Here is a 19,102-nt window from a genome sequence, read left to right as displayed (position 1 = left end):
AAAAAGAAAGGTAATTATGAAAAATCTTCTTGTAATTCTAGCTGTAGCAACCGTTTTTGCTTTTTCAGTCAATGCTCAATCAAAAGATTGCTGCTCCAAAGAAAAAGGAGAAACAACTAAAGTAGACAAATGTTCGCAAGATAAAATGACAATGAAATCTGGCGATAAAGTTGAAAATACTACTACAACAGCATTATCAAATGGAAAAGAAACTGTTAATAAAGAAATCGTTGTTACAAAAACCAAAATGGATAAAAAAGAAAAATGCGGCGAAAATTCTTCTTGCTGTGATATGAAAAAAGAAACGAAAATTGAAAAAGAAGTAAAGAAGGAAATAAAGAAACAATAATTTTATTTTTTCATTTTTAGTATTTAAGCCCTTCTTTTTGGAAGGGCTTTTTTATTTTTTAAGGAGGCTGCCTCCTTTTTGTAGTGTCATTCCAGCGAAAGCGGGAATCTGTTTGTAATCTATTTTAACAGTATAAAAATTTCATTTTCATATAATCACTTTCTAACTTTGCTCAATAAATTTTAATACAGGAAAAAATATAAATGGAATGGATTACCGATCCACAAGCACTGATTGCATTATTAACCTTAACCGTTCTAGAAATTGTACTTGGAATAGATAATATAATATTCATTTCAATTCTTTCCGGCAAACTTCCTAAAGCAGAGCAAAAAAAAGGAAGACTAGTTGGACTTTCTCTAGCGATGATAACAAGAATACTTTTACTTTTTTCAATTTCATTGATCGTAAAATTAACTGAACCATTCTTCACCGTTTTTGAATTAGGAATTTCTGGTAGAGATTTAATTCTGATTCTTGGAGGTTTGTTCCTGTTAGCAAAAAGCACATTAGAAATTCATTCAAAGTTAGAAGGCGAAGAAGAGCATCACGATATAAAAACTAAAGTTTCGTTTTGGGGTGTAATAATTCAAATACTTTTACTTGATATTGTGTTTTCACTTGATTCTGTTATAACTGCGATTGGAATGGCGAATGATCTTGTGGTGATGATTATTGCTGTAATAATTGCAGTAATTTTTATGATGTTTTTCTCAGGTGCGATTAGTGATTTTGTAGAAAATCATCCAACTATAAAAATTCTTGCTTTAAGTTTTCTGCTTTTGATTGGTTTTTCATTGATCGTAGAAGGTTTACACCAGCACGTACCAAAAGGATATATTTACTTTGCAATGGCGTTTAGCGTTTTTGTTGAAGTTCTAAACTTAAAGATGCGTAAAAAGAAAACTGAGCCTATAAAATTAAGAAAAGAAATTCCGGGTGAGTAAAAAGTAATTTACCAAATTATTTAAAACTAAAAACCCAATTCCAAAGTGGAATTGGGTTTTTAGTTAATTTCTATAAAGAACTACAACCCAAACAACACGGTTAATTTAAATTCCATTGCACTAATACCACGTGAATTTGAAATAAAGTGATCCATAGTTGTTCCGGCTAAAGCATCTTTATCATCGTTAAGACTTGTGTAATTATCTAAAAGAGTGTGAGAAGTTACATTTTCAATTTTGTATTCTTTGCCTGCAAAATTTAACAGATGATATTGTATGTTTGCATCCAATTTTAATCCACCTAAACTAAACATAACTCCAATACCACCGCCTAGTCCAACTCTTGTTGCACTTGTTAAATCCTTTTTACCGCTTGGGACACCACTTACACCAGTAAACTCGACATCTCCAGAAAAAGTATTTAACGATACAAATCCTTGTAAGTAAGGAGTAATTGGAGAAAGAGGAATGCTAATTGGAAATTCCGGTCCAACTTTCATAGAAACAATTTTTTGTGAATTTTTTATAGTTCCACCACCTGATATGGCATCTCCATCACCACTAAAAGTTGTGTAGCCTACTTCACCAAAAGCATTAAGGAATAGGATCCCAACTCGTGCTTTGCCGTGAAAATTTATGCCTGATTTCATCCCGTACTTAGTCCCATTATAGAAATCGGATACAGATCCACCGTAATCACCTGTTGGCACAGAGTAACCTAAACCGCCTCCAACTTGAAGCGTAATTTGAGCATTAGTTTGCAATGCAAAAAGAAACACAAAAAGCAACGAAGTATAAATTAATAAATGAAAATTTTTCATTTTATCCTCTCTTTGTTTTGTTTACTACATAAACTTAGGAAAAATATTTATTATATCTAATAGAAAATATTAAATTGATTGCAAGAAATTCAGTTACTATTTTTAAATGTATGGATTCCAAAAAATACAATAATACCAAGCTCGCAATAGGTATTGCGAAAACTGTGATTAGTTTTATATTACTTTGTCTTTTTATCGCCTTAGATTATAGCAGTTTACTTCAAAACTATATCCAAACGTTTGCCTCAAACTCCTATTTAGTGTTTTTGCTTTTTGTTTTTGCCCTGGGAATTTTTAACTCTGTATTTTTTATGCCGATTAATATTTACACCGGATTTTACCTTGAACACAAATACAAATTATCCAACCAGACTTTTTATAAATACTTTATAGAAAATGTTAAATCAATGTTAGTGGGATTTGTAATTGGCGTTCCGATTCTTTTACTTTTCTTCTTTGTGATAAATCAATTTGGTGATTTGTGGTGGTTGGTGTTTGCATCTGTGATGTTTTTAATATCTGTAGTACTATCTCAAATATTTCCAATTATCATTCTTCCAATCTTTTATAAAATTCTTCCATTAAATGATGAAGAATTGAAGACAAGAATTAGTAATCTTGCAAAGGGTGCAGGGATAAAAATTGAAAATGTTTTTACATTTGATATGAGTAAGAATACTAAGAAGGCAAATGCAGCATTTACAGGATTGGGAAAAACCAAAAGGATTATTTTGGGTGATACATTGATTAATAATTATTCTAAAGATGAAATCGAAACTGTTATAGCACACGAGCTCGGTCATTATAAACATAAGCACATTGTAAAAAATATTTTATTCGGAACTGTTTCAAGCTTTCTAACTTTTTTTGTTATTTCAATTCTATATAAAAATTCTTTAAACTGGTTTGATTTTGAAAGCATCACTCAAATTGCAGCACTACCATTGCTTAGTTTGTGGGCAGTGATTATTGGCTTAATCCAATCTCCAATTGGAAACATCCTTTCTAGAAAATATGAGTATGAAGCAGATAGGTATGCGATTGAATTTACACTCAAACCCAATAGCTTTATTAGCACATTGAATAAATTAACCGATCAGAATCTCGGTGATAGAGAACCACATCCATTTATTGAGTGGTTTTTTTATTCACATCCATCAATCAAAAACAGAACTAACGCAATTAAAAATTTTGCTAACGAAAATGGTATTGTTGAGGTTAATAATAAAGAATTAGTGGACGTGTTAATTTGATTACATATCTTAAAATATTTTTGATTGGAATCCATACCTTTATCTGTTCTATCTTCGGATTGATTTTTATTTTTCTGGATAGAAGTTTTACGGTATATCATTATATCGCGAAAATTTTTCCTGGTGGAATTTTATTGATATCTGGAATTCGCGTTAAAATAACCGGACTTGAAAACATCGATCCTAAAGCCGTTTATGTGTTTGCATCAAATCATTCAAGCCAAATTGATATTACAGCGCTTCAATGGGGAGTTCCAAATCGTCTTAGTATGATATTCAAAAAAGAACTTGCACGCATTCCTTTTTTTGGTTGGCAGTTATATTTGGGACCTTACGTTGTTATTGATAGAAAAGATCCCAAAGCCGCGATGAACAGTTTAATTGAGGCTAAAAAAGTCATGGACAATAAACACATTTCTGTTTTGGTTTTTCCTGAAGGAACAAGAAGTGAAACAGGTGAAGTTCAATCTTTTAAAAGAGGTGCATTTTATCTTGCGGCTCATAGTGGTTATCCTATTGTCCCGATTACTATAAATGGGACTAAAAATGTTTTACCAAAAGGAACATTTAAACTAAAAAGCGGGACTATATATTTACATTTCGATAAACCAATTCCAACAGAGAATATCAAAACTAAACAAGATGAACTTGAATTAATGAATAAAGTAAGAGAGATTATTATCAGCAATCAAAAGGAATATAATTAATGGCTGTTACAAAAAAAGATGTTGAAAAAATTGCTGAACTTTCACGATTAAAATTTTCTGATGCGGAGTTAGAAAGTTTTACACCTCAGATGAACGAAATCTTGAGTTATATGGATAAGTTGAATGAACTGAACACTGAAAATGTTGAACCCCTTTCACATCCCGTTGAACAAACAAATACTTTTCGTGAGGATGAATTGAAACCATCAACCTCAACAGAAGATGCTTTGAAGAATGCACCTGCAAAAGATGATCTTTATTTTAAAGTTCCGAAAGTAATTGGTGATAAATAATGGCAAAGAAGGGGAAACCGAAAAAAAACAATCCATACATTCTCGGAGTTATTCCAGCACGATTTGCTTCTACAAGGTTGATGGGTAAACCACTTGCAGATATCGGCGGCAAATCTCTTTTACAACACACTTATGAAGGCGCCTGTAAATCAAAATTGATGAATCAGATTGTAATTGCCGTTGATGATGAACAGGTTGCAAAAGCTGCCAAAGCATTTGGTGCCGCCGTAATTATGACACCAAAAGATTGCCCCACTGGTTCGGATAGAATCGCAATTGTTGCAAAAGAATTTCCTCGTGCGAATATAATTGTAAACATTCAAGGTGATGAACCCTTTATTAGTGGAATGATGATAGATCAGGCTATTGAACCATTATTATTCGCGCCTGAAGTAAAAGTATCAACATTAGCAAAATTGATTACCAGTATTGAAGAATTAAAATCTCCATCTATAGTTAAAGTCGTTTTTGATTACAAGAATTTTGCTCTGTACTTTTCACGTTCACCAATTCCATTTGTACGCGAGGCAAAAGATGAAAAAGATATTTTTGAATTAGCAGATTTTTACAAACACATTGGATTGTATGTCTATCGTAAAGAATATCTATTAAAATTCACACAGCTTGCTCCAACTGATCTTGAGAATTGGGAAAAACTTGAACAGTTACGAATGCTTGAAAATGGATTTAAAATTAAAATTGTTGAGACTGAATATGATAGCTTTTCAGTTGATACGCCGGAAGATTTAGCAAAGGCAAGAAAGGTTTATTCGAAAATAAAAAAGATTGAATTGCAAAAATGAGCGTACCAAAGAAGATTTCTCTCGCACAAATTCCAACTCCGTTAGAAGAGATAAAATTTGAAGGAAAAAGTTTTTTATTAAAGCGTGATGATTTAACGGGATGTGAACTATCAGGCAATAAAGTTAGAAAACTAGAGTACCTGCTTGCAGATGCGAAAAGCAAAAAAGCTGATATAATTTTTACGTCTGGTGGTGATCAATCAAATCACGCGCGTGCAACGGTTATTGCTGCTAAAAAAATCGGATTGAATACTAAATTATTTTTATGGGGAAAGGGTACCTCAAATGCAAATGGCAATCTTTTTCTTGATAAAATGTATGGAGCAGATATCCAATATTTTAATGAAAAGGAATATGAAAATGTTAATGATATAATGTTTAAGCAAAGATTGGCTTTTCTTATAAAGAAAAAAAATGCTTATGTATTTCCAGGCGGAGGTTCAACTACACTTGGGATTTGGGGATATATTAATTTTATTAATGAACTTAAGAAGCAAATTGACCTTACAAAAATTGATTCAATTGTTGCAGCATGTGGTTCCGGAGGAACTGCTGCTGGAATGCTAGTTGGCGCAGCACTAAATAATCTAACCCTAAAAATTGTTGCTGTTCATGTTTTGATGAGTAAAAAAGAAATGGAAAAACATATTTTGCAGCTAGCTGAGGGCTGCATACTTGATTACAAATTAAAGTGCAAAATCAATCCCAAAAATCTTATTATACTTGATGGCTATTCTGAAGAGGGATATAAAAAAATTACTAAATCAAAATTAAAATTGATTAAAAAGTTTGCAACTGAAACAGGTATTTTATTCGATCCAGCTTATACTGGTAAAGCATTTATTGCTTACTTTAATAAATATTTAAAACCAGGTAAGGGTAAAAAAAATATATTTGTTCACACTGGGGGATTGTTTGGTGTGTTTAGTAGAACGAAGGAATATCTTTCATAATGTAAAGTTATTGGCAGTTATCCACAAAATAATTTAACTTTGTTTAAGAAATAAAAAGCGAGCATAAAATGGATTGTATATTTTGCGATATTGCATCTAAAATTTCTGAAGCTGATATTGTTTTTGAAGACAATAAAGTGATTGCATTTTTGGATATTAACCCAGTAAACTATGGTCACACATTAGTCATACCCAAAAAACATTTCGATAATTTTTTAACAATCCCCGTTGATGAACTTGCGGAATTAACAAAGCTAACACAATATATAGCCGGCTCTGTTAAACGTGCTCTAAAGTCAGATGGTTTTAATATTATCTCTAACAATGGATTAAGTGCCGGTCAATCGGTTTTTCATTTTCATTATCATATCATACCTAGATATGATAATGATTTTCATATGCGACCGAGAACTATCGAGTATAAAGAAAATGAAATCAAATTATATTCTGAAAAGATTAAAGAAGCTATTACAAAATATGAGAGTTTGTTAAATGGATAAAAAAATTAGAGTAATTGTTGCTAAGTCCGGATTAGATGGACATGATCGTGGAGCAAAAGTTATTGCAGCAGCACTACGTGATGCTGGTATGGAAGTGATTTATACTGGATTAAGACAAACTCCCGAAATGATCGTTGAAGCAGCATTGCAAGAGGATGCTGATGTAATTGGCATAAGTATTCTATCCGGTGCACATATGACAATATTTCCTAAGCTTATCACACTGTTAAAAGAAAAAGAAATGGATGATGTTCTTCTTACGGGCGGTGGAATTATTCCTGAAGAAGATATTGCAAAGTTAAAAGCGATTGGTGTGGGGGAATTGTTTACACCCGGTGCAACAACCACAGCTATAGCCGATTATATAAAGGAATGGTGTAAAGCTAATCCAAGAAATTAATTTAGTTTACTAACATATATTTGGAAAGGAAAATAGTATGAAAAATCTATTCCTTTTAGTCCTTTTAATCACCTCACTTACAAATTCCCAAACATTAGTTAATACTGTAAATCTACCAACTGGAACATTTTGGAGTTCAGGATATGGGCTAGTTTATGAGGATTCAAAATATTGGATATCATCAAGCTCAACCACCGGGCGTGGTGTTATTTATGCGGTTGATGATACTGGTATGTTAGCTGACACAGTTTTGATTAACTATCCTTCCATGCGCGAATCACAGGGCCTAGGACATGACGGTATTAATTTCTGGTACGTAGAAAGAAAAACAGCAAGATGTGACCTCTTTAAAGTTGATAGCAATGGAAATGTTTTAGATTCAATAACATCAACACAACTTTTTGGCGGTTCATGGTATTTTGGAGGCGCTGCCTGGGATGGAACTGGGTTATGGATCTCTGTCTACTATCCAGATGTTAATGTTGCTCTTTACAAGATTAACACAACTACTAAGCAAATTGTTGATACTATCAGCTTCTTAAATTTTGCACCAGGACAGCTTCAGCCTCAAGGAATAACTATTAAAGGGGATACACTTTTTTTTGTTAACGATGGATTTCAAGGTGTTGATAAGATTTATGCAGTTAGTTTAGATAATAAAGATAGTCTCTTTACATTTAATCCACCAGAACAACCAGGTTTAAGACAAAACCCACGTGGCCTCGCTTGGGATGGAAATAATTTTTGGCTACTTGCGGAACCTGTTGGTGCTAGCAGTGGCAGACAATTATTTAAATACGATTTAGACGGTTCCGGTTCGCCAGGAATTACAATACTTACACCTAATATAAGCTTTGGAAATGTAATGATTGACTCAACCGTAACTCAAAATATTTCTGTACTCAATTATGGTTCTGCAGATCTGATTCTATCATCGGTTACAATTGGGAACAATGTCTTTTCGATTCCATCATCATTTCCAATTACTGTTCAAACCGGACAAATAATAAACATCCCATTAACTTTTACACCTACTGCAAATGTAATTTACAATGATTCAGTTTTGATTTATCACAATGATCCTATTGTTACTCATTCAAAAGTTTTAGTCACTGGAAATGGGGTTTTTACTGCCCCATATTTAACTTCCAATCCCGCATCAATTAATTTTGGTGCTAAAAGGATTAATTCTACATCCTATATAGAGCTGACCTTGAATAATGCTGGTTCAAATCTTTTAATGATTGACTCCATCAAACTGAACTCTGTTGATTTTTACTTTGAAATGTTATCAACCCCATTTACAATTAATCCATTGTCGTCATCAACATTTAGAGTATGGTTTAATCCAACTAACACAAACATCTTTACTGATTCTATAAGTGTTTTTTCAAATGCTTCAAATGGTAGTTTAATTTATATTCCTATGATCGGTAGTGCAATAAATGTCGATCCCACATTAGGAAATATTTATTGGCAAGGTCAGATACCTGACAATCCAGGAACCAGTTTTCAAGATTACACACCCAGATCAATGAAAAAAATACAGGATGTTAATGGAGATGGAATTAAGGATCTAATAGTATCTACTGAAAATTATTGGACTCTTGTTTTTAATGGAAACAGTTCTGGAACCTCAGATGTTCTATGGAAATATTCAACTTATTTTGGATCCATAAATACGGGTTCAGTTGATTATGAGCAAGGGTTGCAAATTGTTTCTGATCTTAATGGTGATAATCATCAGGATGTTGTGATTGGTACAGGTGGAGGTAATGAATTTGTGTACGCTCTTAATGGAATAACAGGCGATGTGCTTTGGGAGTTTGGAAATTCCTCAACCACTGATGATGGTGATATTATGGGTCTTGATGTAAAACGTGATTTTAATAGCGATGGTGTGCCGGATGTACTAGTTTCAGCAAGTGGAAATGAAACGACAGGCTCAGGACGATTTTCCGTTTATTTATTAAATGGGGTAAATGGAAATGAAATCTGGAGAATAAATCAACAATCTCAACAAAAATTAAAATATATGGTTGCTTCCACAAATACTGGTGGTGCGGTTGGATCTAGGTTAGGTTCCTCAAACGAAGTCATTGGGTTTGATCAAAATGGAAATATTACATGGACATTTCCGACGTTTGGGACCCCATGGTCTGTCCGTGAAATAACAAATTTGGGAAATCCTTTTGGTACTGATGTTGTAGTCGGAACCACAACCGGAAGCGTTTATTGCATTTCTGGTGATAACGGAAATCAGATTTGGTTCACAGGTATTGGAAATGTTTTTATTGAAGACCTTAAAATTGTACCAGATGTAAATCAATCGGGGTATCCGGATGTTCTGGTAAGCGGAATTAATCAGAGTATTTTTATGCTCGAAGGTTCAACTGGAAATATTATCTGGTCTAATACTACCGGTGGGAATATACTTGGGAAAGATGTTTTGGGTGATCTTAACGCTGATGGAATTCCTGAAGTTGGTTCTGCATCTTTAAATGATGTTGCTCACGTTTATAATGGGGTTAATGGAAATATTATTTTTAGTTATGCATTCGGAACTGGATCAACTGCAAATGCAGCGGAACACGTTGTGGATCTTGATGATGTAGATGGAAATTTGAGCAATGAATTCGCAGCTTGTTCAAGAGATGGCAGAGTTATTTTATTTTCAGGTGGAATTGATGTAGTTCCTGTTGAACTATTTAGTTTTTCCGGAAGTTGTGAAAATGGAAAAGTTAATCTTAATTGGGTAACTGCTACTGAAATAAATAATCAGGGATTTGAAATTCAGAGAAAAACAGGTTCAGTTAATAATAGTTGGGAAAAAATAGGATTTGAACAGGGAAGTGGTACTACAACGGAACCTTCTTATTATACATTTACTGATGATTCCCCAGTTCATGGAAAAATTTATTATAGATTAAAACAATTGGATTATGATGGAACATTTGAATACTCCGAAGAGATTGAGGTTGAGCTTGGTATTCCAATTACCTATTCTCTTGAACAAAATTTCCCAAACCCATTTAATCCGATAACCACCATAAAGTTTGCTATCCCGATTTCTGGAAATGTAAAACTGATTATTTATAATTCTCTTGGTGAAAAGATTGAGAGCATTGTAAATGGGTTTTTAGAGTCAGGATTTCATAAATTTAATTGGGATGCAGGCAGATATTCTTCGGGCGTATATTATTACAGGTTGGAATCTGAAAATTTTAACTCCGTTAAAAAAATGATTTTGCTAAAATAATCCAGATGATATTCATCTTATTCAACAAAGGTCTGAGAAATCAGGCCTTTTCTTTATATTTCATTCAAATATTTAAATGGAATAAGTACAATATACTTGTATTGAATTACATCAAGGGTTGTTGAATCAAGCTGTTTCTCAATCTTGTAAGGAATACATTTTGAATAGAGTTCATTCGTTACAATTAAAAGTTCTGATTCTTTGTTTACTGATTTGTATTGAACAAAGGGTGATTTTTGGATGGAAATAGAATCTGAAATATTTATTCCGCAAACAACACAAGTCTCATCATCAAAACCTATAACGGATTTAAATTCAGCAAGATAATCTGCAAATGCTGAAAGATCATCTTCATCAGAATCTTTGTAGTCCTTGGTCATTATCTCTTAATTTGCTTTTGGTTTATTTAATGTAAATATAATTTTTGTTCCTTCACCCAATTTACTTTCAACCTTAATATTACCACCGTGAATATTTACAATTTCCTTACAAAGTGCTAATCCCAAACCCGTTCCTTTTTCATTTTGAGTTCCTTTTGTTGTAAAACTCACATCAATTCTAAAAAGTTTTTCTATATCCTCTTTTTTGATACCAACTCCGGAATCCATAACTATAAATTCGATATAGTTGTCATATCTGTTTTCAGATACTTCAATATTTCCCCCAGCAGGAGTAAACTTAATTGCATTAGAAATAAGATTTTGGACCAAAGATTGAAGCATTGTATCATCACCGCAAACAAAGCTTTGATGATCAAGTTTATTCCTTAAGTTTATATTTTTTACCCGGGCATTTTGATTTAGAAGTGTACGAGTATCTTCAACAATCATAAACATATTTTGAAGAGCAGGATTATATTTCATCCTGCCGGATTCTAACCTTGACCATTCAAGTAAGTTTTCTATCAGTTTGTAAGTGCTTTCTGTAGAATCTTTTATTATTTTCATGTATGATCGAACTTCAGTTTCACTCATTGATTCATATTCCTCTACAACCATGCGAGTTAAACCAAGCAAACCATGAAACGGACTTTTAAGATCGTGGGCGATAATTGAAAAAAACTTGTCCTTAGAAGCATTTAATTCTTTTAGTTCTTCTGAATATTGGATAATCTTCTCTTCACTATGTTTCTTTGCAATAGCAAGTGCAATTTGTTCTGAAACATATGTAAGAATTTCTTTTTCTTCCTCCTTGTATGTCGTAACGCTAGAATAATCCTGAACTACAATTACTCCAAAAGTTTTACCTTCAACTATTAGTGGCACTCCTAACCAGATTTCAGTTGCAGCACCAACCAAGGAGGTTTCTCCTTCCTCTCTTAACTTAAGATCTCTTTCTGCATCAATCAATTGTGCTTTACCTGTTCTTAAAACATATTCGGTTAATCCTCGTCCAACCTTTCGTTCGATGGGAGATTCGTCTACTTCGTCAACAAAATATGGAAAACTGATTGTATCAGCCTCCGGATGATGTATTGCGATATAAAAATTTTCGGCTCTCATCAATCCACTTACAGCATTGTGAATAAAAGCGTATAATAAATTGATGCTATCTAGAGATGTGACAGCTGTGGAAATTTTTAATAGTGAATCTTTTACATCCTCAATTTTTTTCTGTTCAGTTATATCCCTTGTAACACCAAAAGTACCGTAGACATTATCATTCTCATTAATAAGAGGAATTTTTGTAGTTGAAGCCCATGTAACTTTTCCATCCAGCCAGGTTTCTTTTTCAATTTTATTAATAATTGATTTACGGGTTTCAATTATTTTTTTCTCATCTTCTCTGGCTTCAATAGCATGATCATCATTAAATATATCAAAATCTGTTTTACCAATAATTTCATTGAGTGTTGATACACCCATTTTAACTAGGGTAGCTTTATTTGCTTTAATAAATCTGCTTTCCAGATCCTTAAAATATATTGAATCTGGAATGTAGTCCATAAAATATTCCTGAAGTTGTAATTCTTTGATGAATTTGTTCTCTACTTTTGATGCTTCAGTGAATTCTTTAATAATTATAAATTCTAGTTTTTCTTCTAAAGATCCAACTACCCCAACATTTAACTGAACTGGTATAATGGTTATTTTATCTTTGTGGATAAGTTCAGTTTTGTATTTTGTCGGAACGGCCTCTCCATTAAGTCTTCTTTCATAACGATCTAAAACTTCGTTTAAACGATTAGGAGCTACTAAATCGCGAATATTTAATGAACAGAGTTCGTTTACAGTATATCCTAGCAGTTCTGCAAATATTTTATTAGAATATTTAATATTACCATCCTTTATTAAAATTAACCCATCAGGTATGGCATTCATAAAAACTTCGTATTTTTTTTGGAATTCAAAGGAAGTGCTGTTTTCAAAATAGGAAGGGCTACTTTTTGTTGGTTGAACTTCGCTGTGATTTTCTGACATTATTTTATCCATAATTAATCAAACAATTTGATTGCTCAAAGGAATTTTTTATTGTCACAAATTATCCATAAATGTGCCATTTAATCAATTAGAAATAGCTGTAAAATTATTATTCATTTAACTATTTATAATTATCGATAAATTTTAAGAAATATTTACCTGACCTCAACTTTCCATTCGAGGTCGAATTTTATATATTTGCACCTGTTTTTGCAAAATTTAGAAAGAACTATGCAACAATTTAAGGATTTAAATCCTGCTCAACTTGCGGCGGTTGAGTATCTGGATGGAGCTCAAATGATAGTGGCCGGCGCTGGTTCCGGCAAAACCAAGGTTCTTACATATAAAATCGCTCACTTGCTTAAGAAAAATTTTACTCCCGAGTCAATTCTTGCGCTTACTTTTACAAATAAAGCCGCTAATGAAATGAAGGAGAGAATTAAAGAACTTATTGGCAAAAAGGCTGATGATTTGTGGATGGGAACTTTTCATTCCGTCTTTGCCAAAATACTTCGTACTGAAGCTAAACATATTAATTACAGAAGTAATTTTTCAATCTATGATACAATAGATTCAACGTCATTGGTTTCTAATATTTTAACCGACTTGAATATTGATATTGAAAATCTTACTACCAATTCAGTTCGGCACCGAATAAGTTTCCTTAAAAATCACATGATTACTCCAAAAGAATTTAGAAGCAAACATGTTGGTTCCTTTGTTGAAGAAAAGATTGCTGATGTTTATGTAGAGTATCAGAAAAGATTAATTGAATTTAATGCAATGGATTTTGATGATCTCTTACTTAAACCGATTGAGCTTTTTAACGAGAAGAAACACATCCTTCAAAAGTATAAATCCAGATTTGAATATTTACTTGTTGATGAGTTTCAGGATACGAATAAAGCTCAGTATGAGTTATTAAAATTACTTGTTTCTAGAAGCGGATTGATTTCTGTTGTGGGTGATGATGCCCAAAGTATTTATAGCTGGCGCGGTGCTAACATAGGAAATATGAGAGATTTTGGAAAAGATTTTCCAAAGTTCAAACTATTTAAATTAGAGCAGAATTATAGATCAACAAAAACTATTCTTAAAGCTGCTGATTCCGTTATAAAAAATAATAAAGATCAGGTTGCTAAAACGCTTTGGACTGAGAATGAAGAAGGCGAACCAGTTGTTCTACTTAAATGTGCTGATGAAAAAGATGAAGCCTCACAAATTTCCAAGTATATAAAACACGAACTGACAAAGAAAAAATTAGTCTTTAACGATTTTGCAATTTTATACCGCACAAATTCGCAGTCACGTGCAATGGAAGATATTTTTAGAAGAGAAAAAATTCCTTATACAATTATTGGCGGAGTAGAATTTTATAAAAGAAAAGAAGTTAAAGATGTTGTTGCTTATCTTAGAGTAATATCAAACCAGAATGATGAAGAAAGTTTGTTGCGAATAATGAACTTTCCTCAACGCGGAATTGGAAGCACCACTGTAACAAGGATGATAGCATTTGCAAGAAAACACGAAATCTCTCTTTTCCAGACGATGGGAAGAGTTTTTGAGGTTATTGATATTAAAGAACGCATCCAAAAAAATGTTAAAGGATTTAAAACATTACTTGATAAGTATAGCTCTTTAAAGGATAAACTTTCTGCTGGCGAACTTACTCGTGCCATGGTTGATGATCTTGGATTGATAAGAATGTTCAAAGAAGAAGGCACTCAAGAATCAATGCAGCGAATGGAAAACATAAACCAATTATTAGCATCATTAAGCGAATTTTCTGAAGCAAACCAGGATGCAAAACTTGAGCAATATCTTGAGGAAGTTTCTTTGATTGCAGATATCGACAACTATTCTGAAGAAAAAAATTGCGTAACTCTTTTAACCGTACATGCTTCAAAAGGATTGGAATGGCCAATCGTATTTGTTAGCGGTTGCGAAGAAGATATTTTTCCTATCGCAAGCAAGTTCTTATCGGATGCATCTGTTGATGAAGAAAGAAGATTGTTTTACGTCGCCTTAACAAGAGCTAAGAAAAAAGCTTATGTTACTCACGCACGCTCAAGATATAGATTTGGGGAAGTGGCATATCAAAGCAGATCAAGATTTATTGATGAACTTGATCCCACAACGTATAAAGAAACTAATGGCGGACTCGGAAGAAAAGCAAATCGTAAAACAAAAAAAGAGATGTATTACGAGTATTTTGAAAAAGTTGAGTATGAAAATTTTGATCAGGATGGAAAAGCTTTAAATATTGGCAGCCGCGTTATGCACGATAAGTTTGGTCTTGGTAAAGTTGTTGATGTCGTTGGAACCGGCGATATGACAAAAGCAACCGTACATTTTGAAGGAAATAATGTTAAGCAGCTTATGTTAAAATTTGCCAAGCTTAAAGTATTATAGTCATTTATTAATTAATATTTATTGCAAAGATTGTTTTATTTAGGAGTTGAAAAAAAATGTCTATCGCACCAAAAAAATTAGCAATACTGGTTGGTGGTGGCCCTGCACCTGGAATAAACAGTGTTATCGGCGCAGCAACAATTCGTGCAGCTGTTGAAGGTATTGACGTAATTGGAATTAAAGATGGGTTTAAATGGATAATGCAGGGCGATATTACACACGTTAGAGATTTGAACATTCAGAACGTAAGCCGTATCCATTTTAGAGGAGGATCGTACATCGGTATTTCAAGGTCAAATCCTACCAAGGATCCAAAACATTTAGAAAATGCTGTTACATCTTTACTAAGATTAAACGTTGATAAACTAATCACAATCGGTGGTGATGATACTGCATTCAGTGCATTAAAAGTTAATGAAATGGCTTCCGGCAGAATTAAAGTTGTTCACGTTCCCAAAACAATTGATAACGATCTTGATCTTCCACACGGTATTCCAACATTTGGATTTCAGACAGCAAGACACATTGGTGTTGAAGTTGTAAAAAACCTTATGGTTGATGCACAAACAACTTCACGATGGTACTTTGTAATTTCTATGGGTAGAAAAGCAGGGCATCTTGCTCTCGGAATCGGGAAAGCAACGGGTGCAACACTTACTCTTATTCCAGAAGAGTTTGCAAACAAGCAGATTAAGTTCAGTCATATTGTAGATATTCTTGTTGGTGCAATTATAAAAAGATTGAGTTATGGTAAGCCGGATGGTGTTGCAATAATTGCTGAAGGATTGGTTGAACATTTAGATCCTGCTGATCTTGAATCTTTAGTTGAAGTGGAAAGAGACGCGCACGATAATATTAGAATTGCTGAAATAAATTTTGGAGAAATATTAAAATCCAAAGTTCAGGATAGACTTAAGGAATTTGGATTGAAAGCCACTGTGGTTGCAAAAAATATTGGTTACGAATTACGTTGCGCGGATCCTATTCCATTTGATATGGAATATACTAGAGATTTAGGATTTTCTGCAGCACAGTTTATTCTTGATGGCGGAAGCGGAGCAATGGTTTCAATTCAAAATGGAAATTTTGTTCCGATGTATTTTAAAGACATTATCGATCCGCAAACTTTAAAAACTAAAATTAGAATGGTTGATCCGGCATCTGAAAGTTTTTACATCGCACGCAGATATATGTTAAGACTTAACAAGGCTGATTTTGATGATCCGAACGAAATTGCAAAGCTTGCGGCAACTGCAGGAATGTCAATCGATACATTCAAAAAGGAATTTGGTTATCTGATTGAAAACGATTTATTGTATCAATTTATTAAAGAAGGCAGGTTCGCAATTGCCTCATCAGAGTCCAACCTTGCACATAGAATGCAAGCAGAAAATGAAAGATCTGATGAGTATGAAGATGGATAATATATTTAAATAATTATGTGATTAAAACCCGATTTAATTGTGAATCGGGTTTTTTTAATTCTTTTTTTCACCCTTAAGAACTTTATAAAATGAAAAAACCACCATGGTAATTATTATTGTCCAGGCTAATACTAAAAAAATTATACCGTTTGTTGTAATTCCCATTACTTAACCTCACTATGATTATTTTCCCAGGCTTTCTTAACCAATAACATTAAAATTACTGCAATGGCAACCATTAAGATTCTTGCGCCCCAAATGAACGGTACATTTTCCGGAGCAGCGTTATGTAATAATAAAGTTGGTATTGCACTTTGTATGAACCACCATCCCATCAGAATCATAAGAATAAAAGGAGTTATGTATTTCATTACATAATAGAAGAAAAAAGGAATTTGTATATCGCCGCCTTGATTCATTTCTTTCCAGGCTTTATCAGCACCAAAAACCCACATAAATAAAACAGTTTCAATCAAAGCAAATACAACAAGACCAAATGTTCCAGCCCAGTAATCCATCTCATCTAAAAATCCAAACTTTAAAAAGAATATTACAAATTGCACCGCTATAAGAACCGAAATTGCCAAAGCAGTAACAGCTTTTTTTCTATCCATTCCAAATTCATCTTCTAGAAATGCAACTACGGGCTGACCCATTGCTACGGATGAAGTTATTCCTGCGAAGAAAAGTAACAGGAACCACATAAATCCAAATAATTCACCCATCGGAAAATGCGAGCTACCAAAAATTATTGGCATTGAAACAAAACCAAGATTAAATGATCCACCTGCAGCAATTTCTTTGGTTGCCTCTAATCCAAAAAAAGCAACTGCAACAGGAATTGCAATTGATGCGCCAAGAACCACTTCTGCAAATTCATTTGTGGATGCAGTTGCAAGTCCTGAAAGCACAATATCATCATTTGGTTTTAAATAACTTGCATAGGCGTGAATCGTTCCCATTCCAACAGATAGAGTAAAAAATATTTGCCCCGCAGCGGCTAACCATATGTTGGGATTACCAAGAGCTGAAAAATCAGGATTCCATATAAAAGCAAATCCGTTTGCAACAGAATTTTCCGGGAATGCAGGATCAGGAGTCCCAAGTGTAAAAATCCTTATTGCTAAAATTATTGCAAAAATAAAAAGCAAGGGCATTGCTATCTTTGCCAATTTTTCAATCCCTTTTGATATTCCCTTATAGAGCACAGCAAAGTTTATTGCAAATGTAATTAGCATCAAAGTATATGCTGGCCAAATGGAACTGAACGTCTGCGAAGTTGTAATTCCCTGATAACTTGAAAGAAAACCGGTCATCGTTTCCTTAGTTTCGTTTGAGTATAATCCAAGAACCGAAAATATACTAAACCCAAGAGTCCAGGATTCTATGTAAGTATAGTAAATGAGAATTGTAATTGAGATAAAAAGTCCGACTGCTCCAAAATATTTTGCAAGTTTGTTTTTCCAGAGAACATCAAACATTCCAGGTGCACTGCCGTGCCTAAATTTTCCGCCGTGTCTGCCGATACCCCATTCGATCCACATTAGCGGGATCCCGAGTAAAATAAAAAATATAAAGTAGGGAATCATAAACGCACCGCCGCCATTTTGTGCAGCTTGAACCGGAAATCTTAGAAAGTTGCCTAATCCAACCGCGTTACCGGCTACGGCTAAGATCAAACCTAATTTAGTTCCCCATTGCTCGCGTTCGCCGTTCTGAGTCATCAAACCTCCTGGAGTTAAGGAATTTCAGAAAATCATTTGTGAATATGAAAACTTTAGTGATTAATATCAAATGTAAACGATAATATTTGAGATGTTCTAAAAATTACTCCGAGAAATAAGGCTATATTTGAAAGCAACGATTTTTAATTTTTAGTCTGTAATTATTAAATTTGTACTTAATTTTTTTAGTAGGATTTGTAATGGCAAAAAAATTTATTTCCAATAAAGATGAAACTGTTAGAATGTTTAAAAATGATTTTTTAGAATCGCTTTCTAAGGTGCATTTTACAGTCCCACTTGTAATTTTTATACCGATAATTCTTTATATGTTATATCTTGCAATTTTTGAATTTTCACTATCAACTTTTTCAATAATCGGGGTAGTTATTTTTGGACTATTCATCTGGACAATAACAGAATATTTACTTCACAGATTTGTATTCCATTGGGAGTTGAAGAGCAAACTTGGCGCAAGAATTCATTTTATTTTTCACGGTGTTCATCACGATTATCCTAGTGATTCTAAAAGATTAGTTATGCCGCCATCGGTTAGCATTCCAATTGCAGCATTTTTTTATTTTTTATTTAAATTTCTTATTGGTAATATTTATATAAATCCATTTTTTGCTGGATTTTTAATAGGTTATTTATTCTACGATATGACTCACTACGCGGTTCATCATTTTAATATGCGCAGCAAGTTTTGGCTGGCCATAAAGAATCATCATATTAAACATCATTTTCAAAATCCTGATAAAGGTTATGGCGTAAGCTCACCATTATGGGATTTTATTTTTAAAACTAATTATCTAAAAAAAGAAGAACAAAACGTTTAAT

17 protein-coding genes are annotated in these 19,102 nt (G+C 33.3%); 13 read left to right on the top strand and 4 right to left on the bottom strand.

The features are described from left to right. Nucleotides 1-16: 16 nt before the first annotated feature. Nucleotides 17-349, top strand: coding sequence for a hypothetical protein (locus IPJ23_03710; GenBank protein ID MBK7629804.1), 333 nt, complete (start codon nucleotides 17-19; stop codon nucleotides 347-349). Between the two features lie 203 nt (nucleotides 350-552). After that, complete coding sequence (locus tag IPJ23_03705; protein MBK7629803.1) at nucleotides 553-1,296, top strand: TerC family protein; 744 nt, start codon at nucleotides 553-555, stop codon at nucleotides 1,294-1,296. A gap of 80 nt (nucleotides 1,297-1,376) precedes the next feature. Here IPJ23_03705 and IPJ23_03700 read toward each other — a convergent pair whose 3' ends face one another. Beyond that, nucleotides 1,377-2,117 (bottom strand): outer membrane beta-barrel protein, encoded by a 741-nt coding sequence (locus IPJ23_03700; protein ID MBK7629802.1) that lies wholly within the window; start codon nucleotides 2,115-2,117, stop codon nucleotides 1,377-1,379. A 110-nt stretch (nucleotides 2,118-2,227) separates the two neighbouring features. Here IPJ23_03700 and IPJ23_03695 point away from each other — a divergent pair, with 110 nt between their 5' ends. The 8 genes from IPJ23_03695 to IPJ23_03660 all read left to right on the top strand — a co-directional run bounded on the left by IPJ23_03695 (nucleotide 2,228) and on the right by IPJ23_03660 (nucleotide 10,285). Then, nucleotides 2,228-3,370: a M48 family metallopeptidase gene (locus tag IPJ23_03695; protein MBK7629801.1), complete on the top strand. Its 1,143-nt coding sequence runs from the start codon at nucleotides 2,228-2,230 to the stop codon at nucleotides 3,368-3,370. 134 nt (nucleotides 3,371-3,504) lie between these two features. Next, complete coding sequence (locus IPJ23_03690; protein ID MBK7629800.1) at nucleotides 3,505-4,077, top strand: 1-acyl-sn-glycerol-3-phosphate acyltransferase; 573 nt, start codon at nucleotides 3,505-3,507, stop codon at nucleotides 4,075-4,077. Continuing rightward, on the top strand, nucleotides 4,077-4,370 hold the full coding sequence (gene gatC / locus IPJ23_03685; protein ID MBK7629799.1) for an Asp-tRNA(Asn)/Glu-tRNA(Gln) amidotransferase subunit GatC: 294 nt from the start codon (nucleotides 4,077-4,079) through the stop codon (nucleotides 4,368-4,370). The genes IPJ23_03690 and gatC overlap by 1 nt, the downstream gene beginning before the upstream one ends. Then, nucleotides 4,370-5,173 carry a 3-deoxy-manno-octulosonate cytidylyltransferase gene (gene kdsB, locus IPJ23_03680; GenBank protein MBK7629798.1) on the top strand — a complete coding sequence of 268 codons (804 nt, stop codon included), beginning with the start codon at nucleotides 4,370-4,372 and terminating at the stop codon, nucleotides 5,171-5,173. The genes gatC and kdsB overlap by 1 nt, the downstream gene beginning before the upstream one ends. Then, nucleotides 5,170-6,126 (top strand): pyridoxal-phosphate dependent enzyme, encoded by a 957-nt coding sequence (locus IPJ23_03675; protein MBK7629797.1) that lies wholly within the window; start codon nucleotides 5,170-5,172, stop codon nucleotides 6,124-6,126. Before kdsB ends, IPJ23_03675 begins: the two co-directional genes overlap by 4 nt. A gap of 68 nt (nucleotides 6,127-6,194) precedes the next feature. Further along, nucleotides 6,195-6,626 carry an HIT family protein gene (locus tag IPJ23_03670; GenBank protein MBK7629796.1) on the top strand — a complete coding sequence of 144 codons (432 nt, stop codon included), beginning with the start codon at nucleotides 6,195-6,197 and terminating at the stop codon, nucleotides 6,624-6,626. After that, the gene (locus tag IPJ23_03665; GenBank protein ID MBK7629795.1) at nucleotides 6,619-7,026 is read left to right on the top strand and encodes a cobalamin B12-binding domain-containing protein; all 408 of its coding nucleotides are present in this window, start codon (nucleotides 6,619-6,621) and stop codon (nucleotides 7,024-7,026) included. The genes IPJ23_03670 and IPJ23_03665 overlap by 8 nt, the downstream gene beginning before the upstream one ends. A gap of 37 nt (nucleotides 7,027-7,063) precedes the next feature. Beyond that, nucleotides 7,064-10,285, top strand: a complete 3,222-nt coding sequence (locus IPJ23_03660) for a choice-of-anchor D domain-containing protein (GenBank protein ID MBK7629794.1) — start codon at nucleotides 7,064-7,066, stop codon at nucleotides 10,283-10,285. 53 nt (nucleotides 10,286-10,338) lie between these two features. Here the strand turns inward: IPJ23_03660 and IPJ23_03655 are convergent, their stop codons facing one another. Further along, nucleotides 10,339-10,665 (bottom strand): hypothetical protein, encoded by a 327-nt coding sequence (locus IPJ23_03655; protein ID MBK7629793.1) that lies wholly within the window; start codon nucleotides 10,663-10,665, stop codon nucleotides 10,339-10,341. A gap of 6 nt (nucleotides 10,666-10,671) precedes the next feature. Continuing rightward, a complete protein-coding gene (locus IPJ23_03650; GenBank protein ID MBK7629792.1) occupies nucleotides 10,672-12,717 on the bottom strand; it encodes a PAS domain S-box protein in 2,046 nt (681 codons plus the stop codon). A 219-nt stretch (nucleotides 12,718-12,936) separates the two neighbouring features. On the opposite strand from IPJ23_03650, the gene IPJ23_03645 reads away from it, so the two are divergent. Together IPJ23_03645 and IPJ23_03640 are read left to right on the top strand one after the other, a co-directional pair. After that, on the top strand, nucleotides 12,937-15,117 hold the full coding sequence (locus IPJ23_03645) for a UvrD-helicase domain-containing protein (protein ID MBK7629791.1): 2,181 nt from the start codon (nucleotides 12,937-12,939) through the stop codon (nucleotides 15,115-15,117). Nucleotides 15,118-15,173: 56 nt separating this feature from the next. Then, a complete protein-coding gene (locus IPJ23_03640; protein ID MBK7629790.1) occupies nucleotides 15,174-16,541 on the top strand; it encodes a 6-phosphofructokinase in 1,368 nt (455 codons plus the stop codon). A 164-nt stretch (nucleotides 16,542-16,705) separates the two neighbouring features. On the opposite strand, the gene IPJ23_03635 is transcribed toward IPJ23_03640, so the two are convergent. Then, entirely contained in the window at nucleotides 16,706-18,265 is a 1,560-nt protein-coding gene (locus IPJ23_03635; GenBank protein ID MBK7629789.1) for a sodium-dependent transporter, read from the bottom strand. Nucleotides 18,266-18,465: 200 nt separating this feature from the next. Between IPJ23_03635 and IPJ23_03630 the strand changes: the two genes are divergently transcribed. Beyond that, entirely contained in the window at nucleotides 18,466-19,101 is a 636-nt protein-coding gene (locus IPJ23_03630; protein ID MBK7629788.1) for a sterol desaturase family protein, read from the top strand. Nucleotide 19,102: the final 1 nt, after the last annotated feature.

It is taken from the genome of Ignavibacteriales bacterium, from assembly GCA_016709765.1.
GTDB lineage: Bacteria > Bacteroidota > Ignavibacteria > Ignavibacteriales > Ignavibacteriaceae > IGN3.
The sequence above is the reverse complement of the archived record's forward strand: the minus strand, read 5'-3'. Positions and strand labels throughout refer to the sequence as shown.